Consider the following 23996-nt stretch of genomic DNA (forward strand, 5'->3'; position numbering starts at 1 on the left):
TGCCCGGGATACGCCGCCGGGCAATCGGGTGCGCAGGTGAACTACTCGTTCGTAACCCCTCGCAGGGTGGGGAACGGCACTGCCATGGTGCGGCTCGCCTCCTCAACTCAGGTGAATCACAGGGGGTTTGAATCACAAGGGAGGTGCGTGTGCACATGTCCGGCGGCGCGCGGGGCCCGTCGGTGTCACACCGCAGCCTCTCGCCAGGAGGGAGCCCGTACAAGAGCGCATCAGGGGGTGGATTCGGCCATATCGCCGTACGCGGTGGTAAGGGCGGGCGGACGCGCGAAGGCGGTGTCCGGAGAAACTCCGGACACCGCCCGCTGCGGGGTCATGTCACCCCGAGACGTTCATCTCGTCTGCTCAGGAGGTCACTTGACCGCGACGCCGGCCCAGGCCGACTCGACGCCCTTGACCTCGGCGCTGTCCTTGCCGTAGAGGTCCGTGGCGGCCTTGACGGTCGCCTCGCGGGCACCCTTGTAGTCGGTGTTGGAGGTCATGTACTCGGTCAGGGCCTTGAACCAGACCTTCTCGGCCTTGTCCCGGCCGATGCCGGTGACCTTGGAGCCGTCCGCCGTCGGGCTGTCGTAGTGGACGCCGTTGATGTCCTTCGCGCCGCTGCCCTCGGACAGCAGGTAGAAGAAGTGGTTGGCGACGCCCGAGGAGTAGTGCGGGTCGAGGCCACCGGTGCTGGAGTCCCAGAAGTCCTTCGACTGGCCGTCCTTGCTGGGCTTGTCCATGTAGCGCAGCGGCTTGCCGTCACCGTTGATGTCGATCTTCTCGCCGATGAGGTAGTCGCCCGGGTCCTTCGGGTTCTTGGCGAAGAACTCGACCGAGGTGCCGAAGATGTCCGAGGTGCCCTCGTTGAGGCCGCCGGACTCGCCGCTGTACGTCAGGTTGGCGGTCGCGGAGGTGACACCGTGCGACATCTCGTGCGCCGCCACGTCCAGGGCGGTCAGCGGCTTCTTGTCGTCCTGGCCGTCGCCGTAGGTCATGCAGAAGCAGCTGTCGTCCCAGAAGGCGTTGACGTAGCTGTGGCCGTAGTGGACGCGGGAGGTGGCACCCTTGCCGTCGCCCTTGATGCCGCTGCGGCCGTGCACGGTCTTGTAGTAGTCCCAGGTCTCGGCGGCACCGTAGTGCGCGTCGACGGCGGCGGTCTGCGGGTTGTCGGCCTTGCCGGTGCCCCAGTTGTCGTCGTCGTCCGAGAACGGCTTGCCGTCGCCGCTCTCGCTGTTCCCGAGGTCGAGGGTCTTGTGGCCGCCGCGACCGTCGTCGGTCAGCGTGTACTTGCCGCCGTCCTTCTTGGTGCCCAGCTCGACGCTGCCGCTGTACTCGCTCTCGCCCTTGCCGGTGTGGATGTCGTCGTACTGGAAGAGCTTCTTGCCGGTGTTGGCGTCGGTGATGACGTGCAGCCGGCTGGGCGTGCCGTCCTTGGCGACGCTGGTGACGACGGTGTCGTAGGCGAGGGTCGGGGTGCCGGAGGCGGCCCAGACGACCTTGCGCGCGGTCTTTGCCGCGGGCGACTTGGCGCCCAGGGTCTTGGCCGCGACACCCTGCGCCGACTGCTGGGCGGCCGACGGGGCGATCTTCGCCGTGGTGGACGCGACCGTGATGCGCTTCTGGGTGGCCTTGGTGGTGCTCTTGATGGCGCCGCCCTTGGCCGTGTGGACGACCATGTCGCCGCCCAGGACCGGCAGTCCGTCGTAGGTGCGCTCGTAGCGGGTGTGCGTGGTGCCGTCGGCGTCCTTGATGACGTCCTTGACGACCAGCTTCTCCTTGGAGCCGAGGCCGAGGGCGGCCGCGGTGTGCGCCTTGGTGGCGTCCGCGTCGCGCAGCAGCTCGGCGCGGTGCGAGGCGCTCAGTACGAGCGGGGAGCCGCCCAGTGGGGTGGGCTGCTTCGGGGCCGGCGAGGCGCCGGCCGTGCCGACCGTGATACCTGCGGCCAGAAGGGCCGCCGCCGCGAGGGCGGTACCGGTCACACGGGTCTTACGGGATATGCGGGGGGTCACGCGGACTCCTTCAACTTTGCCAAGTGGTGGGGGTGCAAAGCGATGCGGGTGTGACGTGCGTTCGGGAAGACTGCCATTCGAACGCGTGCATGTCAGGAGTTTGCTAAAGGTTTGGCTGAAAATTGTCCGTTGAGTAGTTCCCGCCGTCCGTTTAACGGAAAGGGGGCGCTGCCCCAGCACTCCCTGGGGCAACGCCCAACTCGCCTCCCTCACTGGTCAGTTGGGGTGCATCCCACCTCTGGGCCCACCCGCCGCCCCCTTGAGCACATCAAGATGAAGCGAAGATGAAGGCCGGAGAGGCCGCACCGTCAGAACGTGAGCTTCCAGTCGTTGATGTAGCCCGAGTCCTCCGCGTAGACGTCCTGGACCCGCAGCTTCCAGGTCCCGCTCGCCGTCTTGGACGAGGCGTTGACGGTGTACGTCGTCTTCACGTTCGCCGCGGAGTCGTACGGGTCGGAGTTCTTCAGCCGGTACGCCGTGCCGTCCGGGGCGATCAGGTCGATGACCAGGTCGCCGCGGTAGGTGTGCACGATGTCCACCCCGACCTTCAGCGCGCTCGGCGCCTTGCCGGTGCGGTTGACGGTGATCGGCGAGGTGACCGCCGCGCCCGCGTCCGGGATCGCCACGTCGTCGGAGTTCTCGAAGACGCTGCCGCCGCCCGCCGCGTTGACAGTCCAGCTGAAGGAGGCGGTACCGGTCTTCTTCGCCGAGTCGGTCACCGTCACCGTGACGCTGCTGGTGCCGGCCGTGGTCGGCGTCCCGGAGATCAGACCGGTGCTCGCGTTGAGCGACAGCCCGGCCGGCAGCCCGCTGGCCGCGTAGGTCAGCGCGCCCGCCGTCCCGCTGCTGGCCTTGATCTGGAGGCTCGCCGCCTGGCCCACGGTGCTGGTCTGGTTGCCCGGGTTGGTGACGGTGACCCCGCCGCCGTCCGGGACGCGCGAGCCGACGTTGACCGCCGCCCAGGTGTTGGCGACCGTGTTGTACGAGGCGCTGCCCTGGCCGAAGAGGTCCGCCGCGGCCTGGAGCGTGGCGGTACGGGCGCCCGCGTAGTCGGTGTTGGCGTTCATGTACTGGCTGAGCGCCTTGAACCACACCTGCTCGGCGTTGGCCCGGCCGATGCCCGGAACGGGCAGGCCGTCGTAGGTCGGGCTGTCGTAGTGGACGCCGTTGATGTCCTTCGCGCCGCTGCCCTCGGACAGCAGGTAGAAGAAGTGGTTGGCGACGCCGGAGGAGTAGTGCACGTCCTTGTTGCCGACATCGCTGGACCAGTAGTCCGCCGACGACCCGTCCTTGGAGGGCTTGTCCATGTAGCGCAGCGGGGTGCCGTCCCCGTTGATGTTGATCTTCTCGCCGATGAGGTAGTCGCCGGGATCGGCGGGGTTGTTGGCGTAGAACTCGACCGAGGTGCCGAAGATGTCCGAGGTCGCCTCGTTGAGGCCGCCGGACTCGCCGCTGTACTCCAGGCCCGCGGTGGCCGCGGTGACACCGTGCGACATCTCGTGGCCGGCCACGTCCAGCGAGGTCAGCGGGTCGTTGTTGCCGCTGCCGTCGCCGTACGTCATGCAGAAGCAGCTGTCGTCCCAGAAGGCGTTGACGTAGCTGTCGCCGTAGTGGACCCGCGAGTACGCGCCGACGCCGTCCCCGCGGATGCCGCTGCGGCCGTGCACGTTCTTGTAGTAGTCCCAGGTCTCCTGCGCGCCGTAGGCGGCGTCCACACCGGCGGTCTGGGCGTTCTGCGGCGTCCCGTCGCCCCAGGTGTCGTCGGCGTCGGTGAACAGCGAACCCGTCCCGGACGAGCCGTGCTTGAGGTCGTAGGTCTTGTGGTTGCCGCGGGTGGGGTCGGTCATGGTGAAGTTCGGCGCCGAGCCGGACGTGCCGAAGTTCACCTTGCCGCTGTACTCGCTGTTGCCGACGCCCTTCTCGATGCCCTGGTACTGGAAGATCCGGGCGCCGGTGGTGGCGTCGGTGACGACGTGCAGCTGGTTGGGCGTGCCGTCGTCCTGAAGTCCGCCGACGACCGTCTCGTAGGCGAGGACCGGCTTGCCGTCGGCGACCCACACCACCTTGCGCGGTGCCTTGGCCGCCGCGGTCTTCTTCGACCCGAGCGCCTGCGCCGCCTTGACGGCCTTCGCCGCGGCCGCGGCCGGATGCACCGTGGCGGTGGTGCTCGCCACCGTGATCTGCGAGCGGACGGCCTTGGTGACGCCCTTGAGCGCGCCGTTCCCGCTTCGGTGCACGACGAGATCGCCGCCGAGCACCGGCAGTCCGTCGTAGGTGCGCGCATAGCGCGTGTGGACGGTGCCGTCGACGTCCTTCGAGACGTCCTTGACGACCAGCTTCTCCTTCGCGCCCAGCTTCAGCAGCCTGGCGGTCCGGGCGGTGGTCGCGCCGGCCACCCGTATCAGCTCCGCACGCTGGGACGGGGACAGCTTGGCCGGCAGGGCGCCGGGGCGGGGTACGGCGTGCGTGGTGCCGGGCCGCGGGGCGGCCGCGGTGCCGGTGCCGGCCTGGATTCCGACGCCGAGCATTGCGGTGACGGCGACGAGCGCGCCGGTCGCAACGGCGCGTCCATGGGGGGTGCGTCTCACACTGACTCCTTCTGCGGTGGCCGCGACATGACGGTGCGGCCGAGGGGGACCGGGCGGTCTGTCGGCCGTCCGGGCAGAGCGAGGCAGAACTCTTGGAGCGTGTGGGGGGTGACGTACGGTGGTGCGCGGGTGGAGGTGCACGCCATGCGCAGGTGCAGACGTACCTGTCGTGCGGATGTACCTGTGGTGCAGACGTACCTGCCGTGCAGAGGTACTTGCCGTGCAGACGGTGCAGGCAGTGCAGATGGTGCCGGTGGTGCGGCGGCCGGGCGGGCGTGGTGCTGTGGGGGCCCGTGCGGCGGTTGCGGGGAAGAGTCCCACCACAGATGGCCGGTTGTCAGGGTCCGTTCAACTAATTGGCCGGAAAACGTCCGTTGGGCGGAATCGATGTCCGGAAGCCGGACGGGACCGGGGGCGGTGCCGCGCTCCGCCCCCGGCCGGGCCGCCCGGCTACCCCACGCTCTCGCGCCAGGCGCGGTGCAGGCGGGCGAAGTGGCCCTGTCCGGCGGTCAGTTCGGCGGGCGGGCCGTCCTCGACGATCCGGCCGCCGGCCATGACCAGGACGCGGTCGGCGGTCTCGACCGTGGACAGGCGGTGGGCGATCACGACCGCGGTGCGGCCCCGGAGCACGGTGTCCATGGCGCGCTGCACGGCCCGTTCGCCGGGGATGTCCAGGGAGCTGGTGGCCTCGTCCAGGATGAGCACGGACGGGTCGGCGAGCAACGCCCGGGCGAAGCCGACGAGCTGCCGCTGGCCTGCGGAGATGCGGCCGCCGCGCTTGCGGACGTCGGTGTCGTAGCCATCCGGCAGGGCGGCGATGAAGTCATGGGCGCCGATGGCCTTCGCGGCCCGTTCGATCTCTTCGCGGGAGGCGTCCGGGCGGCCGAGGGCGATGTTGTCGGCGACCGTGCCGGAGAAGAGGAACGCCTCCTGGGTGACCATCACCACGCCGCGGCGCAGCTCGGCGGTGGACAGCTCGCGCAGATCGACGCCGTCGAGCAGGACCCGGCCCTCGGTGGGGTCGTAGAAGCGGGCCAGCAGCTTGGCCAGGGTGGACTTGCCCGCCCCGGTGGAGCCCACCACGGCGGTGGTCGTGCCGGCCGCGAGGGTCAGGCCGAAGCGGGGCAGCACCTCGCCGCCGGTGCGGTAGGCGAAGCGGACGCCGTCGAACTCCACCTCCCGGCCGGGCCGGCCGGCCGCGGCGGCGGGCAGCGCACGCGGTGCGGCGGGCTCGGGGACGGTGGGCCGCTGGGCGAGCAGCCCGGCGATCTTCTCCAGCGAAGCGGCCGCCGCCTCATAGGAGTTGAGGAACATCCCGAGCCGGTCGATGGGGTCGTACAGGCGGCGCAGATAGAGCACCGCCGCGGCCAGCACGCCGAGCGCGAGGCCGCCGACGGCGACGCGGTAGGCGCCCCACAGGACGAGCGCGGCCACCGCGACATTGGCCACCAGCCGGGAGGAGACGACATAGCGGCCCATCTCCAGGATGGCGTCGCCGTTGATCCGCTCATGGCGGTGGTTCAGCCGTGCGAAGTCGGCGTCGTTGGGCCGCTCGCGGCGGAACGCCTTGACCGGGCGGATGCCGTTCATGGTCTCGGTGAACTTCACGATGAAGGAAGCGGTGGCGGTGGACTTGGCGCCGTAGACGCGGCGTGAGCGGCGCTGGAAGGAGCGGACGAGGAGGTAGAGCGGCCCGGCGGAGACGACGGCGGCGGCGCCCAGGCCCGGGTCCAGCCAGAGCAGGGTCGCGGTGATGTAGAGGGTCTGGAGGATGATGACGATCAGTTCCTGGAGGCCCTCGTCGAGGAGTTCGCGCAGCGACTCGACGTCGGTGGTGGCCCGGGATATCAGCCGGCCGGAGGTGTAGCGCTCGTGGAAGTCCAGGCTCAGGGCCTGGCCGTGGCCGAAGATCCGGCCGCGCAGATCGCGCAGCACGTCCTGGCTGACCCGGGCGGAGAGGCCGATGAAGGCGAACTGGAGGCCCCCGGACAGGGTGGCGCAGAGCGCGGCCGCCACCGCCACCGCGATCAACGGCCCGCGCTCGCCCGCCCGCAGCGCCGGTACGGCACGGTCGAGGGCGTACGCCACGAGCATCGGGCCCGCCTGCACGGCGGCCTGCTGGATAAGCAGCACCGCGGCCGTCAGCCAGACCCGGGCCCGGTACGGTGCCAGCAGGGACCGCAGAAGGGTGCGCGAGGCGTGCGGGGGAGCGGGCAGCACATCCCGTTCGAAGGCGTCGGGCCCGTGCTCCTCGGCGTCCTGGGGCGGGCCGGTCTCCTCGTGGTCGCCGTCGGCCGGCGCATGGGCCGCGGTGGTCGTCATCGGGCGTCCTCCCTGTCCTGGCGGCCGGGCTCGCCGGACATCAGCGCGGCGTATTCGGCGTTGTCCCGCAGCAGTTCGTGATGGGTGCCGACGGCGGTTATCCGGCCGCCGGAGAGCAGCGCCACCCGGTCGGCGAGCAGGACCGTGGACGGCCGGTGGGCGACCACCAGGGCGGTGGTGGTGGCCAGCACCCGGCGCAGGGCGGCCTCCACCAGGGCCTCGGTGTGCACATCGAGCGCGGACAGCGGATCGTCCAGGATCAGGAAGCGGGGGCGGCCCACCACCGCGCGGGCGAGGGCGAGCCGCTGGCGCTGTCCGCCGGACAGGCTCAGGCCCTGCTCGCCCACCTGGGTGGCGGTGCCCTGGGGCAGGGCGCGGACGAACCCGTCGGCCTGGGCCACCTCCAACGCCCGTAACAAATCGGCCTCCTGGGAGTCCGTGACGCCGGAGGGGGCGGAGGCTTCGGGGTGCGCCATCAGGACGTTGTCCGCCACCGTGGCCGAGAACAGGGTGGGCTCCTCGAAGGCGACCGCCACCAGCGCCCGGGCCTCCTGCCTCTCCAGCGTCGCCAGATCGCGGCCGTCGAGGGTGATCCGCCCCGCGGTGGGGTCGTGGAGCCGCGGCACCAGCGCCGTCAGGGTCGTCTTCCCACTGCCGGTCGCGCCCACCAGGGCCATCGTCTCGCCGGAGCGGATGTGCAGGTCCACGCCCCGGAGGGTGGGCGGGCCGTCGGCCGGGGCGTCGGGGTAGGAGAACTCCACGCCCTCGAAGCGCAGCCCGTCGCCGGGGCGCTCGCGCTCGCCTGCGACGGCCGCGTCGTCCGCCGCCCCCTCGTCGTCCACGGCCCGCGCGTCCAGGACCTCGAAATACCGGTCCGTGGCCGTTGCCGCCTCGTTGCTCATGGCCAGCAGGAAGCCGATGGAGTCCACCGGCCAGCGCAGCGCCAGCGCCGTCGAGAGGAAGGCGACCAGGGTGCCCGGGGACAGCGCGCCGTCGGCCACCTGGAGCGTGCCCAGCACCAGGGCCGTGGCGATGGCCAGCTCCGGGAGCAGGGTGATCACGCCCCAGATCCAGGCCAGCAGCCGGGCCTTGTGCAGCTCGGTCGTACGGATCTGCCGCGTCAGCCGCGCGAAGGCGCGGGCCTGGCTGCGGTGGCGGCCGAACCCCTTGATGATCCGGATGCCGAGCACCGACTCCTCGACCACCGTCGCCAGATCGCCCAGCTGGTCCTGGGCCCGCCGGGCGGCGAGCGCATACCGGGCCTCTAGCACCGAACACAGCACCATCAGCGGCAGCAACGGCCCCAGCAGCACCAGCCCCAGCGACCAGCGCTGCACCATCAGCAGCACACAGCCCACCACGATCGTCGTGCCGTTGACCAGCAGGAACGTCAGCGGAAAGGCGAGGAAGAGGCGCAGCAGGGTCAGATCGGTGGTGGCGCGGGAGAGCAGCTGGCCCGAGGCCCAGCGGTCGTGGAAGGCGACCGGCAGCCGCTGGAGATGGCGGTAGAGCGCCTCGCGCATGGCGGCCTCGACGCTCGCCAGCGGCCGCGCCACCAGCCAGCGCCGCAGCCCGAACAGCCCCGCCTCGGCCACCCCGAGCAGCAGCAGACAACCGCCGCCCAGCCACACCCCGCCCGGATCGCGCACCGCCACCGGCCCGTCCACCAGCCACTTGAGGACCAGTGGGAAGACCAGCCCGAGGCAGGAGGCGACCACCGCCACGAACGCGGCCGTGAACAACCGCGCCCGCACCGGCCGCACGAACGGCCACAGCCGCAGCAGCGAACGCACGGCGGAGTGCCGCGGGGCGGCGGCCGAACCGGCCGGTGCCGGGTCCGCTGCCCGGGGCGGGGCGGGTGTCGGGTCGGTGGGTGTCTGTCCGGACGTCGGATGTGCATTCGCGGTGGGGGCCACACTCGCGAGCGTAAGGTGCACCACTGACAATGCTCATGTGGTTTTCGCCGTAGGGCAGTTGGGGCGGGCGGGACCGCACGGATCACGACGTCCTCAGCCCGGTACGGCGCGGAACAGCAGCACCGACCGCCCCGGCAGTCCCACCTCGCACCCGGCCGGATACGGCGCCTCGGCCGCCCCCGGCTGCTCCTCGCGCGCCGTGTCGACCAGCAGCTCGTACGCCCCCGCCCACGGCGGGCCGGGCAGGACGAAGGGCCGGGGGCGGGCCTCGGCGTGCAGCACCGCGAGGAAGCTGTCGTCGACGATGCGGTCGCCGAGGGCGTCGCGCTGGGAGATGTCGTTGCCGGAGAGGTACATGCCCAGGGTGGCGCCGGAGGCGTACCAGTCCGCCTCGGTCATCTCCGTGCCGCCCGGGGTGAACCAGGCCAGATCGCGCAGTCCGCCCCGCCCCTGGGGGCGGCCGGAGAAGAAGGCGCGGCGGCGCAGTACGGGATGGGCGCGGCGCAGCGCGATCAGACGGGCGGCGAGGTCGGCCAGCGGGCGCCACCGGGGGTCCGTGAGCAGCGACCAGTCGACCCAGCCGGTGGGGTTGTCCTGGCAGTAGGCGTTGTTGTTGCCGTGCTGGGTGCGGCCCATCTCGTCGCCCGCGACCAGCATCGGGACCCCGGTGGACAGCAGGAGGGTGGTCAGGAAGTTGCGCAGCTGGCGGTGGCGCAGGGCGGTGACCGCGGGGTCGTCGGTCTCGCCCTCGGTGCCGCAGTTCCACGACCGGTTGTCGTCGGTGCCGTCCCGGTTGCCCTCGCCGTTGTCGCCGTTGCGCTTGTGCTCGTAGGTGACCAGGTCACGCAGGGTGAACCCGTCGTGGGCGGTGATGAAGTTGACCGAGGCGTACGGGCGGCGGCCGCCCCAGGCGTACAGGTCGCTGGACCCCGACAGCCGGTAGCCCAGATCGCGCACGTCGTGCTGGGCGCCGCGCCAGAAGTCGCGGACGGTGTCGCGGTAGCGGTCGTTCCACTCCGTCCACAGGGGCGGGAAGGCGCCGACCTGATAGCCGCCGGAGCCGACGTCCCAGGGCTCGGCGATGAGTTTGACCCGGCGCAGCACGGGGTCCTGGGCGATGACGGCGAGGAACGGGGAGAGCATGTCGACGTCGTGCAGGGAGCGGGCCAGGGCGGCGGCGAGGTCGAAGCGGAAGCCGTCGACGCCCATTTCGGTGACCCAGTAGCGCAGCGAGTCGGTGATCAGCCGCAGCACGTGCGGCTGCACGACGTGCAGGGTGTTGCCGCAGCCGGTGTAGTCGGCGTAGCGGCGGGCGTCGTCCGGCAGGCGGTAGTAGCCGCGGTTGTCGATGCCCCGCAGGCTCAGGGTCGGGCCCCGTTCGCCCGCCTCCGCGGTGTGGTTGTAGACGACGTCCAGGATGACCTCGATACCGGCGTCGTGCAGCGCCCGCACCATCCGCTGGAACTCGCCGACCTGCTGGCCGCGGGTGCCGGTGGCGGCGTAACCGGCGTGTGGCGCGAAATAGCCGATGGAGTTGTAGCCCCAGTAGTTGCGCAGCCCCCGGCGGACGAGATGGTCCTCATGGGCGAACTGATGGACCGGCAGCAGCTCGACCGCGGTGATCCCGAGCCGGACGAGGTGGTCCAGGGCGGCGGGGTGGGCCAGCCCCGCATACGTACCGCGCAGCCGCTCGGGGATCCCGGGGTGCCGCATGGTGAAACCGCGCACATGCAGCTCGTAGAGGATGGAATCCGGCCACGGGGTCTTGGGTCGGCGGTCGTCGCGCCATGCGTCGTCGTCCTCGCCCCCGTCCGCCCCGGTGCCGCCGACCACCACCCCTTTGGGGACGTACGGCGCCGAATCGCGGTCGTCGCGCACCGTGTCGGCGACCCGCTGTTCGGGCCAGTCGCGGACATGTCCGTAGAGCTGGGCGGGCAGCGCGCGCCCGGCGCCCACCGACTCCGTTCGGGTGCCGAAGTCGCCGTCCACGGCCCTGGCGTACGGGTCGAGCAGCAGTTTGGCCGGATTCCAGCGGGCGCCGGTCCAGGGGTCCCAGCGGCCGTGCACCCGGTAGCCGTAGCGCTGTCCGGGGCGCACACCGGGCAGGAAGCCGTGCCAGATCTCATGGGTCAGTTCGGTCAGCGGATGGCGGCTCTCGCGGTCCTCGTCGTCGAAGAGACAGACCTCCACGGCCTCGGCGCCGCCCGCCCACAGGGCGAAGTTGGTGCCCTCGACGCCATCGGGTCCGGTGCAGCAACGGGCCCCCAGGGGGGTGGGGCTGCCGGGGCGGACGGCGGCGGGCGGGGTGAGCGCCCCGCCCTGGACCGCCTCCTGCTCGGGTGCGCTCGACACGTGCCGGCCTCCTGCGGCTCGGGGCTCGGTCGGGCGGCGGCCCGTGCCCGGGTGTCCCGGCCCCGCGCGTGTCCCCGCCCTCCCCGTTGTTCTGCCCGCAACCGGGCGTTGCCTCACGCTTCGGGCCGGGGCCTCGTCGGCGTTCCCGGCGCGTCGTGACATTCAAGGGCATGGCATTCCTGCACGTTTCGCCATGATCCGTCACAATGCGATTCATGACCGGCGGTACGCAGCGCTCAGTGATGGATCCGGCAGAACCGGCGCTCGGCCGCGGGCGCCCCCGGGCGCGCCGCCTGGGGACCCGCGTCGCCGTCCTGGCCGCTCTGGCCTCCCTGCTGCTGCCCGCCGGCTGCTCCTCCCCGGAGGGCTTCGACGGGGACAAGCCGCGCTCCCTGAAGGAGGCGATCCGGATCGTCCCGCACGACGGCGCACGCAGCGTACGGACCGGCGGGCGCTTCGAGGTGCAGGTGCGCACCGGGCATCTGGAGCGGGTCGAGGTCGAGCGCACCGGGGACGCGGGCCGGCAGCGGGTGATCGGCCGGATCTCGCCCGACGGCCGGGTCTGGCGCCCGGCGCCGGGCGAGCTCGCCCCCGGTGCGCGCTACACCGTCGATGTGGTGGCCCGCGACGACGCCGGCCACCGCGCCGTCCGGCACGCCACCTTCACCACGTCCGTGCCCCCCGGTGCGTTCGTGGGAGTCTTCCACCCCGAGGACCGCACCACCGTCGGCACCGGCATGATCGTCTCGCTGGAGTTCAGCCGGCCGATCGCCGACCGCGCGGCGGTCCAGCGCGCCATCAGCGTCACCGCGAGCCCGGCCGTCGAGGTCGCTCCGCACTGGTTCGGCAACCGGAGGCTGGACTTCCGTCCCCGTAAGCGCTGGCGGTCCGGCACCGACATCACCGTCCGGCTGCGGCTGCGCGGGATCCGGGGCGGGCCGCACACGTACGGCATGCAGAGCAAGACGGTCCACTACCACGTCGGCCGCGACCAGACCGCCACCGTGGACGCCGCCCGGCACACCCTGACGGTGCGCCGCAACGGCCGGGTGCTGGCCACCTACCCCGTCACCGCGGGCAACGCCGAGAACCCCACCTACAACGGCACGATGGTGATCCTGGAACGCCGTTCGGTGACCCGGATGAACGGGCACACCGTCGGCTTCGGCGGCGCCTACGACATCAAGGACGTCCCGCACGCGATGCGGCTGACCCGGTCCGGGACGTTTGTGCACGGCAACTACTGGGCGGGGGCCCGGGTCTTCGGCGCCCGCAACACCAGCCACGGCTGCGTCGGTCTCAGGGACACCAGGGGCGGCGGCCGCGGCACCCCGGCCGGCCGGCTCTTCGGGCAGTCGATCGTCGGCGACATCGTGCAGGTGCGCCACTCCCGGGGCCTGGGCCCGGTCGGCACCGTCGCCCCGGACAACGGGCTCGGCGGCTGGAACATGACGTGGCAGCAGTGGAAGCGGGGCAGCGCGCTGCGCTGACCTCCGCCCCGGCCCGCGCGGCCGCGTGGACTTGGGACTGAACGGTGACCTCGGCGGGGAGTTCACTGTCAGTGCGATGTGGTTATCTGACGGCAGGCGCGCGGTGCGTGCGCGCGTGGGAGACCGCAGGTCTGCGAGGGGACGACGAGGGGAAAAGGGGCCAGGAGTGACAGTGCAGCCGATTGCGGGGGAGCCGGCTCGCCGGCGGCGGCCACACCGGAGCGGCGGTGCGCTGGCGCTGCTGCTCGGCTCGATGCTGCTGCTGGTGACCGCGTGCGGCGGTGACGAGGCCGATGGCGGAAAGGCGTCCGGGAAGGCGGGGAGCGACCGGGCCGCCTCCCAGGCCGAGGTGGCGATTGCGCCCAAGGACGGCGCGGACGGTGTCGCCACCAGCGGTGCGCTGGAGGTGACCGCGAAGAGGGGCAGGCTGAAGTCCGTCAAGGTCACCGACCCGAAGGGCAACGCGGTGGCCGGGAAGATATCCGGCGGCGGTGCGTCGTGGCGGCCCAGCGGCCATCTGGGTGCCTCGACGGAGTACACCGTCGACGCGGTGGCGGTGGACGCCAAGGGCCGCGAGGCCGCCGAGCACGCGAAGTTCACCACCCTCGTTCCCAAGAACACCTTCATAGGCCAGTACAGCCCCGAGAACGGCCAGCAGGTCGGCATCGGGATGCCGGTCTCGATCCGCTTCAGCCGCGGTATCACCCACCCCGAGGCCGTCGAGGACGCGATCAAGGTCACCGCCGAGCCGTCGGTGCCGATAGCGGGTCACTGGTTCGGCAACGACCGCCTCGACTTCCGCCCCGAGAAGTACTGGGCGGCGGGCACCAGGATCACCGTCCGCCTCGACCTCGACGGCGTCGAGGGCCGCCCCGGTGTCTACGGCACCCAGGCCAAGACGGTCGCGTTCACCATCGGCCGCAGCCAGGTGAGCACCGTCGACGCCCGGACGAAGATGATGACCGTGGTCCGCGACGGCAAGAAGATCAAGAGCATTCCGATCACCTCCGGCGCACCGGGCACCGAGACCTACAACGGCCAGATGGTGATCAGCGAGAAGCATCCGGTGACGCGGATGAACGGCGACACCGTCGGCTTCGGCGGCCAGTACGACATCAAGGACGTCCCGCACGCGATGCGGCTGAGCACGTCCGGCACCTTCATCCACGGCAACTACTGGTCCGGCCGGGACGCCTTCGGCACCCGTAACGCCAGCCACGGCTGCGTGGGCCTGTTCGACGTCCGCGGCGGCGGGGATGCGTCGACCCCGGCGGCGTGGTTCTTCGACCACTCGCAGATCGGCGATGTGGTGATCGTCAAGAACGCGCACGACGAAACGATCCAGCCGGACAACGGCTTCGGGGACTGGAACCTCTCCTGGGAGAAGTGGACGGCGGGGCGGTAGCCGCGGGCCGGGCTGTGACCCCGGGCACTGTGACCCGGTGCACCGGGCGCCGCGCCGTTAACGGCGACTAACCTTCCCTCCATGACTGTGAACCTCGAGGTCGCCGACCGCGTCGGTACCATCCGCCTGGACCGCCCGCCGATGAACGCGCTGGACATCGCCACCCAGGACCGGCTCCGCGAACTGGCCGCGGAGGCCGCCGGCCGCGACGATGTGCGCGCCGTGGTGATCTGGGGCGGCGAGAAGGTGTTCGCGGCCGGTGCGGACATCAAGGAGATGCAGGTCATGGACCACCCGGCCATGGTCGCCCGCTCCAAGCACCTTCAGGACGCGTTCACCGCCGTCGCCCGCATCCCCAAGCCGGTGGTCGCCGCGGTCAACGGCTATGCGCTGGGCGGCGGCTGCGAGCTGGCGCTGTGCGCGGACTTCCGGATCGCGGCCGACAACGCCAAGCTCGGCCAGCCCGAGATCCTGCTCGGCCTGATCCCGGGCGCCGGCGGCACCCAGCGGCTGGCCCGCCTGGTGGGCCCGTCCAAGGCCAAGGACCTGATCTTCACCGGGCGCCATGTGAAGGCCGACGAGGCGCTGGCCCTCGGGCTGGTCGACCGGGTGGTGCCGGCCGCCGAGGTCTACGAGCAGGCGCACGCCTGGGCGGCCCGGCTCGCGGCGGGTCCGGCGATGGCGCTGCGGGCGGCCAAGGAGTCCGTCGACGCGGGCCTGGAGACGGATATCGACACCGGTCTGGCCATCGAACGCAACTGGTTCGCGGGCCTCTTCGCCACCGAGGACCGGGAGACCGGAATGCGCAGCTTTGTCGAGGAGGGGCCGGGCAAGGCCATCTTCCGCTGAAACGACCGGGGCTGACGGGACGCATGATGTCTGGCCGGGACCCGATGCCTCGTGTGGGCGAATTGCGGAAAACTTAATCCGGACTTAAGGGCACCTTGTCCACGGCCGGACCGCCTCGTCCGACGACCGTCCGTCCGCGGAGCGTTGACGCAGGTCAGCCCCTGTGCGGCGACGATCTTGCTGCCGTCGGCAGGTGTCCCGCCGGGTGGAGGAACCGACGATTCCGCACAAGGGATTCCGTTGGTTCCTCCACCCGACCGCCAAGTAGCGGCCATGATGGGAGACATGGCGGGCCTCGAAGGTATGGAGCAGCCGCGGCCGGAAAGCACCCCGGCCGCCGCGGGCTGGGGGACCCCGGACGGGGACGCGGACACGGCGGTGCCGAGGCAGGCGACCGGACCGGCCCGCCCGGTGTCCGGACTCGATCTCGTCGGCGACCCCACCCTGGACGAGGTACGGCTGCCCTCGCGCCCCCAGTCCGCCCGTATCGCCCGCCGGCTGACCGGCTGCGCCCTGCTCAAACAGTGGTCCCTCACCCCGCAGCTCACCGAGCACGCCGTCCTGCTCGTCTCGGAACTGGTCGGCAACGCCGTACGCCACACCGGCGCCCGCTCCTTCGGGCTGCGGATGCTGCGCCGCCGCGGCTGGCTCCGCATCGAGGTGCGCGACCCGTCCCGTGGGCTGCCCTGTCTGATGCCGGTGCACGAGATGGACACCAGCGGCCGCGGCCTCTTCCTCGTCGACAAGCTCTCCGACCGCTGGGGCGTCGATCTGCTGCCGCGCGGCAAGACGACCTGGTTCGAGATGCGGATCGGCGACCGCTGATACGGGGCTGGGGTCTGCCCGATGGCCCCGCGCGAGGCGGCGGGCGCCCGGCGGTCCGTAGGATGGGACGTTCACGCCCGCGCCAGGAACGCCGGAGGAGGGACATGTCCGGGCACCTACCCGCGCACCGGCCGCACCGGTCGCCGGCGATGCTCCTGCTGCTCCTCCTGGCGGTCACCTTCGGGCCGATGCTGTGCCGGATCGGCGGCGACCAGCCAGGGACGGCGTCCCGCCCGGCGACGGCGTCCGCCCCGGCCGCCGCAACCGCCCCGGCCGCGGCCACCGCCCCGTCCGCCGCAACCGCGCCCTCCGGTGCCTCCGGCCCCGTGGCGCCGTCCGTCAACGGCCCGGCTCCCGCGCCCCCCGCGGTCGCCGACGCCGGGGGGAAGCGCTGCTCGAACAGCCACGCCCCGGCGTCCGACGAATCCGCCCCGCTGCCCGCGCCGCACCGCGCCGAACCCCTCGCCCCGGCCACCACGGGCCCCGCCCCGCTCTGCGCCGACGCCGCCGCCCAGTGGGCCCTCGCCCGCCCGCCGACCGGCGCCGTCCGCACCACCGATCCCACCGCGCTCCTGCCCGTACTGCGGATTTAGGGGGCCGCCGCGCCGCAAGCCGGCGCCACCGGCCCGCTATCCCCGCCGCACGCCTCCCCGCGCAGGCGTGGGCGCCCGTACGTACCACTGGAGCTTTCGCATGCCCAAGTCCGCACCGCCCGCATCAGCCGTCACCCCCGCCCGCAAACTGGCCGCCGTCGGCGCGGTCATCGCCCTGGTCGTGGCCGTCCTCGCCATCGCCGTCGCGGTCGGCAAGGCCGTCGAGAGCGGCGACCGCACCGGCGAGCCCAAGGCCGCCGCCTCGGTGCAGGCCGAGGAGGACCCGGCGCAGCAGAAGGCGTTCGACGACCTGGCCCGGCGCACCAGCCGTCGCGAGGCCGGCGATCCGCTGGCCGTCGGCCGGAAGGACGCGCCCGTGGTCCTGGTCGAATACGCCGACTACCAGTGCTCGTTCTGCGGTCGCTTCGCCCGCGAGACCCAGCCCGAGCTGATCAGGAAGTTCGTGGACGCGGGCACCCTGCGCATCGAGTTCCGCAACTTCACCCTCTTCGGCGATGCCTCCGAGCGCGCCGCCCGCGCCTCCTGGGCCGCGGGCCGCCAGGGCAGGTTCTGGCAGCTGCACGATGCGCTGTACGCCAAGACCCGCAAGGGCGATGCGCTGGCCGAGGACAAGCTGGTGGACCTGGCGCGGCAGAGCGGCGTGCCGGACCTGGAGAAGTTCCGTACGGACATGGGCGGCGCGGCCGCCGAGCGCGCCCTGAAGCGCGACCAGGACGAGGGCTACGCGATCGGCGTGCAGTCCACCCCGTCGTTCCTGATCAACGGGCGGCCGGTGTCCGGCGCCCAGCCCACCGACGTCTTCGCGCAGGCGATCCAGGAAGCCGCGGCACGGGCCCACAAGGCGGCCGCCGAATGACCGACATCGGATTCCTCGCGGCGTTCCTGGGCGGCGCGCTCGCCCTGCTCAGCCCGTGCAGCGCGCTGCTGCTGCCGGCCTTCTTCGCCTATTCGCTGGCCCACCCCGGCCGGCTGCTGGCCCGTACCGGGGTCTTCTATCTGGGGCTGGCCACCACCCTGGTCCCGCTCGGCGCGGCCAGCACCGCGGTCAGCCGGCTCTTCAACGGCCACCGCGATCTGCTGATCACCTTCGGCGGCTGGGCCGTCATCGCCATGGGTCTCGCCCAGATCCTGGGCCTGGGCTTCGCCTCCCGGCGCGCCCAGGCCGCCGCGGCGAGGATCACCCCGCGCTCGGCCGTCTCCACCTTTCTGCTCGGCTGTGTCTACGGCCTCGCGGGCTTCTGCGCGGGCCCGATCCTGGGCGCGGTGCTGACGGTGACGGCGGTCAGCGGCTCGCCGGTGTACGGCGCCGCGATGCTCGCCGTCTACGCGCTGGGCATGGCCCTGCCGCTGTTCGTGCTGGCGCTGCTGTGGGACCGTTTCCGCCTGGGCACCCGCACCTGGCTGCGCGGCCGCGAGATCGCCCTGGGCAGGCTGCGGCTGCACACCACGTCGCTGCTGTCCGGCGTCTTCTTCCTCGGCATCGGCGTCCTCTTCCTGCGCTTCCGCGGGACCAGTTCGCTGCCCGGCGTCCTCGACGCGGACGCCGAATTCGGCCTGGAGGAGTGGGCGGCGAAGATCGGCAACGGCGTACCCGACGCCGTCCTGATCGCGGTGGCCGCGCTGGTCGTGGCAGCCGTACTGGGCCGGATCGCCCTGCGTCCGGGCAAGAAGGCGGACGGCAGGGAGGAGTAGCCCTGCCGGTGGGCGGGCCCGGCCGGTGGACGGCCGGGCCGCCGCGCTACGCCGTCTGCCGCGGCCGCCCGTGCAGCTTCAGATGCGGGCGGCGCGGGCGCAGATGCGGATGCGGATGGTGGGCGTCGGCCCGGCGCCGGCGGTCGTTGCACAGCAGGCATCTGCCGTATCCCGGCGGAAGCGGATCCTCCGGGTCGCCGTACAAGGGGTCGACGGCGCCGTGCGGATGCTCGGCGCAGCCGGTCGGGCCCGTTTCGGCACCCAGGGCGTCGGCGACGCTCAGGGCGCGCCGCAGGACGTCGACGAGCCGGGCGGCGTCATGCCGGGTCGGCGCCTGCCGGAGGGTGGAGGCGAGGTCGGAGGCGGTGGTCAGCGCGGTCTGGAGTTCGCGCAGCTCTGCGTAACCCATGCCTTGGAGCGTAGGTGCCCCCACTGACAGTTGATCTTGAGATCGCACTTCACGGCTTCCCATGACCGTATGCATGCCCGTCCGGGCCCACGGCCCGGCACCGCAGCGGTGACCGTAGCCTGGACGGGCGATGACGGTTAGGGCGCTTCTGACGGATCTCCGCGGCGTCGCGGCGCCTCAGGGGGCGATCGGCAGTTCCCGCTTGTGGGCCGTCAGGCGGTAGCGGCGCACGATGGCGTCGAAGGCGCGCTCGTCGACCGGCTGCCCTTCCAGGAAGTCGTCGATCTGGTCGTAGCTCACGCCGAGGGCGTCCTCGTCGGGCTTGCCCGGATCCAGCGTCTCCAGATCGGCTGTCGGGACCTTGAACACCAGCTCCGCCGGGGCGCCCAGGGCCTGCCCCACGGCGCGCACCCGGCGCTTGGTCAGCCCGGTGAGCGGGACGACATCGGCCGCGCCGTCGCCGAACTTGGTGAAGAAGCCGGAGACCGCCTCGGCCGCGTGGTCGGTGCCCACGACGAGGCCGGCATGGGCACCGGCGACCGCGTACTGCGCGATCATGCGCTGCCGGGCCTTGATGTTGCCCTGCACGAAGTCCTGGTGCCGGGCGTCGCGGAAGACCACACCCGAGTCCACCGCCGCCGCCAGCGCCGCATCGCTCGCCGGCCGGATGTCGACGGTCAGTTCCTTGTCGGCGCGGATGAACTCCAGCGCCCGCTGGGCGTCCTTCTCGTCCGCCTGGACGCCGTAGGGCAGCCGCATCGCGAAGAACGTCGCTTCGTGCCCGGCGGCCCGGGCCCGCTCCACGGCGAGCTGGCACAGCCGGCCCGTGGTCGTGGAGTCGATCCCCCCGCTGATGCCCAGGACCAGCGACCGCAGCCCCGTGGACGTCAGCTGCTGCGTGAGGAAACTCACCCGGCGCTCGATCTCCCGCTCCGCCTCGAAGGACGCGCTCACCTGGAGATCCCGGGCGATCTCCTCCTGAAGGGCCTTGGCCGCCGGGTCGTTCACGGCTGCTCCTTGGGTGTCGTACGTGCGCCGCTGGCGCGCGTGGTGCCGGTCGTACGCATGCCGTACGACGCCGTACGGAACCATGCCGGAGGAAATTATGCCGGGTGCGCCCATTTCTTGAGCTCGGCCCGGCTCCCGAAGGCGGCGACGTCCTTGTCCAGCGGGCTGTCGGTGTACTGGTGGATCCGCCACTTCGCCTTGATCCGCGGATGCCCGGCGGTGACGTAGTCGGCGATCCACAGTCCGTCCCCGGCATAGGACGTGGTGTCGTGGTTGAGCCAGAAATCGCGGTTGCAGTAGAGCATCACGCGATGCGTGGGCCGCAGCTTCTTGACCTCCCTCAGGAACTGGTCCTTCTGCGCGTTGCTCGCATGCGTCCCCGAGCCGGTGGTCTCCCAGTCGACGGCCAGGAGGTCGCCGTGCACCGAGGCGCACTTCTCGACGAAGTACTCCGCCTGCGCGGTGATGTTCCCCGGCCACAGGAAGTGGTAGAAGCCGACCACGCAGCCCGCCGCACGGGCCTTCGCCGCCTGCGCCGACTGGTTCGGATTGATGTAGGAGCGGCCCTCGGTGGCCTTCACGAAGACGAAGTCCAGCCCCTGGGTGGAGAACGAGGTGTTGTACGAACTGACATCGACACCATGCAGCATGCGCGGCCTCCTGCCGATCGGACCTGCCGTGTGAACCGTCATCCCAGCGTCAAGTTCATCAACTGTCGAACTGCCGGACAAGTTCCAGCAGTTGCGCACCTTCATGGTCCGGGACGCCGGATTGCGGCACCGAAGTTCCCTCCGGCGACGGCGTGATGGCCCGGGCGGCGGGCCGGTGCGCCCGCTCAGCCCGCCGCGCCGCCCGCACGCTTCAGCCGTCGCAGCCCGCCCCGCACCAGCCTGCCCAGGCGCAGCCGGGCCCCGCCCAGCGCGCGCCGCAGCGCCCGGCTGCGCCGGGTGGCCCGCAGCTGCTCGAAGAGCTGGCGGTAGCGGTCGGCGATCGGCTCGGGGTCGTAGCGGCGGGCGCTGTCCAGCGCGGCCGTCGCCATCTGCCGGCGCCGCGCGGGATCCTCGATCAGCTCCAGCAGCCCGGCGGCCAGCGCCCGCCCGTCGCCGGTCGGCACCAGCAGCCCGTCGTGGCCGCTGTCGATGATCTCGGCCGGGCCCAGCGGGCAGTCGGTGCTGACGACCGGCACGCCGCAGCGCATCGCCTCGACGAGGGTCATCCCGAACGACTCGGCGTCCGAGGCCGACGCCACGATCGACGCCTTGGCGAACTCCGCCTCGATCGGCGAGACCGGCCCGGTCAGCTCGGCCCGCCCGGTGAGCCCGAGCCCGTCGATCAGCCCCTGGAGGGCCTCCCGCTCGGCGCCGCCGCCGTGGATGCGCAGACGCCACTCGGGGTGCTTGGCGGCGACCGCGGAGAACGCCTCTATCAGCAGGTCGAAGCGCTTGCCGCGGACCAGCCGGCCGGCCGCGGCGATCAGCGGCGCATCGCCGTCGGAGGGCGTCTGGTCGGGTGCGGGCACGATGTTGGGCACGGCCAGTACGCGGACGCCCGGCAGCGGCATCCGCCTGCGGTAGACCGCGGCATCGGCCTCGGTGGTGGTGACCAGGGCGTCCAGCCCCCGGTAGTGGCGGGCGAGCTCGGCCCGCAGCCGCTTGGCGTGCGCATCGTGGCGCAGATGCTCCTGGGCGATCCGCAGGGCCCGGCGCGGCCCGAAGCGGGCGAGATAGACGTTGATCCCCGGACGCGTCCCGATCAGCACCTCGGCGTCGGTCGTGCGCAGGAACTCCGCGACCCGGACGTCGATCAGCCGGCTGTACTGGTGGTGCCGCTTCTCCGCGGCGGGAAAGTCGCGGGCCGGTTCGGAGAAGAGCGGATCGGCCATGTCGTCGCTGCCGACCCGGGTGTCCACCAGGGGCACCAGGCGCACCCGCGGGTCCGGGGTGAACCGGGGGACCTCGCGGTGCCGCATCATCGAGACGATCTCCACCTCGTGCTGCGCGGCGAGGGCCGCCGCGAGGTTGAAGGTGGTGCGGACGGTGCCGCCGATGGCGTACGCGTTGTGCAGCAGCAGGGTGATCTTCATCCGGAGCTTCCCGTGGCCCTTTCGCCGGGGCCGGGCGGTCCGGCACCGGGCCCACGGTCCCCGTAGGGGGTAAGCCGGCGGCGTGCTCATGGTGAGAGCCCGGCGTGGTACCGGTGAGAGGCCGGTAAGAACCGCGGGTGAGAGGCCGGTAAGAAAGCCGCCTCCCGGCTGCCCGCCCCCCGTCGCCCCGCCGTGACCTTGGCATGCTTGCCGGGTGACCCATTTGGTACTGCTCGCCGAGGACGACCGCCCCATCCGCACCGCGCTGGAGCGGGCGCTGACCCTGGAGGGCTACCGCGTCATCGCCGTCGCCGACGGCATCCAGGCGCTGGCCGCCGCCCACCGCGAGCGGCCGGACGTGATCCTGCTGGACGTGATGATGCCCGGCATCGACGGCCTCCAGGTCTGCCAGGTGCTGCGCGCCGAGCAGGACCGCACCCCGGTCCTGATGCTCACCGCCCGCGTGGAGACCGCCGACCGCATCGCCGGTCTGGACGCCGGTGCGGACGACTACGTCGTCAAGCCCTTCGAGGTCGAGGAGGTCTTCGCCCGGTTGCGGGCGCTGCTGCGCCGCACCGCCCCGGTGGTCGGGGACGGCGGGGCGGAGGGCGACCGGGGCGGCGAGGGGGCGCCGGACGGGGCCGCCGAGGCCGGCGTCGTCGAAGCGGCGGACCTGCGGATCGACGGCCCCTCGCGGCGGGCCTGGCGCGGCGACCGCGAGCTGGAGCTGACTCGCACCGAGTTCGAACTGCTGGAACTCCTTGCCCGTAATGCCGGAATCGTCCTGGATCATTCCACGATCTACGACCGCATCTGGGGCTACGACTTCGGCCCCGGCTCCAAGAACCTCGCGGTCTACGTCGGCTATCTGCGCCGCAAGGTCGATGTGCCCGGCAGCCGCCCGCTGATCCACACCGTGCGGGGCGTCGGCTACGTCCTCAGGGAGGACTGAGATGCCCGGGTCCGGCGGCCGCCGGCCCGCCGCCGGTGTGCGGCGCCTGGCCGGCCGGCTGCGCGCCTGGCTGCGTACCCGTAAACCGGCCAGTCTGCGCACCACCTTCGCGCTCGCCTTCGCCGCCGGGGCCGCCGCGGTCACCGTCCTGGTCGGCTTCCTGAGCTACGACGCCGCGGCCCGGCTGGTGCGGGTGGACGAGAAGTCGGTGTTCTCGGAGGTCGTGAGGGATCTGCGGACCCAGGTCCAGGAGCGGACGTTCGGGCCCCGGGACTATCTGACCGTCGACCCCGACCACGACGGACCGCGCGACGACCTCATCCGCCCCACCCGCACCGACGTCCAGGTGCTGGGCGCCGACGGCCGGATCGTGGACCCGGGGCGCCCGGCGCTGCCCGCCGGCCCCGGGGAGCGCAGGATCGCCGGATACGACCGGGCCGGACGGTACGCCCAGCGGGAGGCGACGGTCGGCGACGACGAGTACCACATGGCGACCGTCGCTCTCGGCGGCGGGCGCGGCGCCGTGCAGGTCGCGCAGAAGTTCAGCGGGACCGAGGACCTGCTCTCCCAGCTCCAGCAGCGCACCGCCCTCCTGGCCGCCGTGGTGATCGCCTGCTCCGGGGCGGCCGGCTGGTGGCTGGCCCGCCGGATCACCGGCCGGCTGGTCCGGCTCACCTCCGTCGCCGAGAGCGTGGCCGAGGACGGGCGCCTGGACGTCCCGGTCCCGGTGGCGGGCCGCGACGAGGTCGCCCGGCTGGGGCGGGCCTTCGACGACATGCTCGGGCGGCTGGCCAGCTCCGTCGAGGACCAGCAGCGGCTCGTCCAGGACGCGGGCCACGAACTGCGCACCCCGCTGACCTCGCTGCGTACCAACATCTCGCTGCTGCGGCGGTTCGAGGACCTGCCGCCCGAGGCCCGCGACGAACTCCTGGCCGACCTCGCCGGGGAGGCCCGCGAACTGTCCGACCTGGTCAACGAGCTGGTCGGGCTCGCGGCCGGCCGCCGGGACGACGATCCGCTCGCCGATGTGCGCCTGTCCGACGTCGCCGAGAAGGCCGCCGCCTCCGCCCGCCGCCGGACCGGCCGCGAGATCACCGTCGACGCCGTCCGCCCCGCCGAGGTCGAGGGCCGCCCCGACGCCCTCCACCGCGCCCTGACCAACCTCCTGGAGAACGCCGCCAAATTCGACGCCGGCGGCACCGAACCCATCGAGGTCCACGTCACCGGCACCCGTATCGAGGTCCTGGACCGCGGCCCTGGCCTCGCCGCCTCCGACCTCACCCGGGTGTTCGACCGCTTCTACCGCGCCCCGGCGGCCCGCGGACTGCCGGGCTCGGGCCTGGGCCTGGCCATCGTCCGCGAAATCGCCGCCGCCCACGGGGGGCACGCCTTCGCCGCGCACCGGGCCGGAGGCGGGGCGGTGCTCGGCTTCACCGTGGGGCGCGGGTCGGGCCACGATCCGGCCGCGGCCCGCTGACCCCC

The 23996-nt window shown here is 72.3% G+C and carries 18 protein-coding genes; 9 read left to right on the forward strand and 9 right to left on the reverse strand.

All coding sequences use genetic code 11. The annotated features are described in order from the left end of the window. Nucleotides 1-371: 371 nt before the first annotated feature. The 5 genes from B1H19_RS27855 to glgX form a co-directional block, all read right to left on the reverse strand. On the reverse strand, nucleotides 372-2009 hold the full coding sequence (locus tag B1H19_RS27855; RefSeq protein WP_083107484.1) for a M4 family metallopeptidase: 1638 nt from the start codon (nucleotides 2007-2009) through the stop codon (nucleotides 372-374). 308 nt (nucleotides 2010-2317) lie between these two features. Then, nucleotides 2318-4597 carry a M4 family metallopeptidase gene (locus B1H19_RS27860; RefSeq protein WP_083107485.1) on the reverse strand — a complete coding sequence of 760 codons (2280 nt, stop codon included), beginning with the start codon at nucleotides 4595-4597 and terminating at the stop codon, nucleotides 2318-2320. 450 nt (nucleotides 4598-5047) lie between these two features. Next, complete coding sequence (locus B1H19_RS27865) at nucleotides 5048-6919, reverse strand: ABC transporter ATP-binding protein (RefSeq protein ID WP_083107486.1); 1872 nt, start codon at nucleotides 6917-6919, stop codon at nucleotides 5048-5050. Further along, complete coding sequence (locus B1H19_RS27870; protein ID WP_083107487.1) at nucleotides 6916-8835, reverse strand: ABC transporter ATP-binding protein; 1920 nt, start codon at nucleotides 8833-8835, stop codon at nucleotides 6916-6918. Before B1H19_RS27870 ends, B1H19_RS27865 begins: the two co-directional genes overlap by 4 nt. 93 nt (nucleotides 8836-8928) lie before the next feature. Continuing rightward, complete coding sequence (gene glgX, locus B1H19_RS27875) at nucleotides 8929-11187, reverse strand: glycogen debranching protein GlgX (protein ID WP_083107488.1); 2259 nt, start codon at nucleotides 11185-11187, stop codon at nucleotides 8929-8931. Nucleotides 11188-11402: 215 nt separating this feature from the next. Between glgX and B1H19_RS27880 the strand changes: the two genes are divergently transcribed. From B1H19_RS27880 to B1H19_RS27910, 7 genes are all read left to right on the forward strand, one after another. Next, nucleotides 11403-12677 carry a L,D-transpeptidase gene (locus tag B1H19_RS27880; protein WP_237289533.1) on the forward strand — a complete coding sequence of 425 codons (1275 nt, stop codon included), beginning with the start codon at nucleotides 11403-11405 and terminating at the stop codon, nucleotides 12675-12677. A gap of 166 nt (nucleotides 12678-12843) precedes the next feature. Continuing rightward, entirely contained in the window at nucleotides 12844-14082 is a 1239-nt protein-coding gene (locus B1H19_RS27885; protein ID WP_237289534.1) for a L,D-transpeptidase, read from the forward strand. An 81-nt stretch (nucleotides 14083-14163) separates the two neighbouring features. Next, on the forward strand, nucleotides 14164-14931 hold the full coding sequence (locus B1H19_RS27890; RefSeq protein ID WP_083107490.1) for an enoyl-CoA hydratase/isomerase family protein: 768 nt from the start codon (nucleotides 14164-14166) through the stop codon (nucleotides 14929-14931). Nucleotides 14932-15216: 285 nt separating this feature from the next. Then, nucleotides 15217-15756, forward strand: coding sequence for an ATP-binding protein (locus tag B1H19_RS27895; protein WP_083107491.1), 540 nt, complete (start codon nucleotides 15217-15219; stop codon nucleotides 15754-15756). A 104-nt stretch (nucleotides 15757-15860) separates the two neighbouring features. After that, on the forward strand, nucleotides 15861-16349 hold the full coding sequence (locus B1H19_RS40485; protein WP_083107492.1) for a hypothetical protein: 489 nt from the start codon (nucleotides 15861-15863) through the stop codon (nucleotides 16347-16349). Between the two features lie 100 nt (nucleotides 16350-16449). Then, a complete protein-coding gene (locus B1H19_RS27905) occupies nucleotides 16450-17226 on the forward strand; it encodes a DsbA family protein (RefSeq protein ID WP_083107493.1) in 777 nt (258 codons plus the stop codon). Continuing rightward, nucleotides 17223-18062 carry a cytochrome c biogenesis CcdA family protein gene (locus B1H19_RS27910; protein ID WP_083107494.1) on the forward strand — a complete coding sequence of 280 codons (840 nt, stop codon included), beginning with the start codon at nucleotides 17223-17225 and terminating at the stop codon, nucleotides 18060-18062. Before B1H19_RS27905 ends, B1H19_RS27910 begins: the two co-directional genes overlap by 4 nt. Nucleotides 18063-18108: 46 nt before the next feature. Here B1H19_RS27910 and B1H19_RS27915 read toward each other — a convergent pair whose 3' ends face one another. From B1H19_RS27915 to B1H19_RS27930, 4 genes are all read right to left on the reverse strand, one after another. Continuing rightward, entirely contained in the window at nucleotides 18109-18471 is a 363-nt protein-coding gene (locus B1H19_RS27915) for a hypothetical protein (protein WP_083107495.1), read from the reverse strand. A 177-nt stretch (nucleotides 18472-18648) separates the two neighbouring features. Beyond that, nucleotides 18649-19479 (reverse strand): ammonia-dependent NAD(+) synthetase, encoded by an 831-nt coding sequence (gene nadE, locus B1H19_RS27920; protein WP_083107496.1) that lies wholly within the window; start codon nucleotides 19477-19479, stop codon nucleotides 18649-18651. A 95-nt stretch (nucleotides 19480-19574) separates the two neighbouring features. Continuing rightward, the gene (locus B1H19_RS27925) at nucleotides 19575-20129 is read right to left on the reverse strand and encodes a GH25 family lysozyme (RefSeq protein WP_083107497.1); all 555 of its coding nucleotides are present in this window, start codon (nucleotides 20127-20129) and stop codon (nucleotides 19575-19577) included. Between the two features lie 185 nt (nucleotides 20130-20314). Beyond that, on the reverse strand, nucleotides 20315-21562 hold the full coding sequence (locus B1H19_RS27930; protein ID WP_083107498.1) for a glycosyltransferase family 4 protein: 1248 nt from the start codon (nucleotides 21560-21562) through the stop codon (nucleotides 20315-20317). 214 nt (nucleotides 21563-21776) lie between these two features. Here B1H19_RS27930 and B1H19_RS27935 point away from each other — a divergent pair, with 214 nt between their 5' ends. Both B1H19_RS27935 and B1H19_RS27940 read left to right on the forward strand, forming a co-directional pair. Further along, on the forward strand, nucleotides 21777-22514 hold the full coding sequence (locus tag B1H19_RS27935; RefSeq protein ID WP_083107499.1) for a response regulator transcription factor: 738 nt from the start codon (nucleotides 21777-21779) through the stop codon (nucleotides 22512-22514). Between the two features lies 1 nt (nucleotide 22515). Continuing rightward, the gene (locus B1H19_RS27940) at nucleotides 22516-23991 is read left to right on the forward strand and encodes a sensor histidine kinase (protein WP_083107500.1); all 1476 of its coding nucleotides are present in this window, start codon (nucleotides 22516-22518) and stop codon (nucleotides 23989-23991) included. Nucleotides 23992-23996: the final 5 nt, after the last annotated feature.

Source organism: Streptomyces gilvosporeus (assembly GCF_002082195.1).
Taxonomy (GTDB): Bacteria; Actinomycetota; Actinomycetes; order Streptomycetales; family Streptomycetaceae; genus Streptomyces; species Streptomyces gilvosporeus.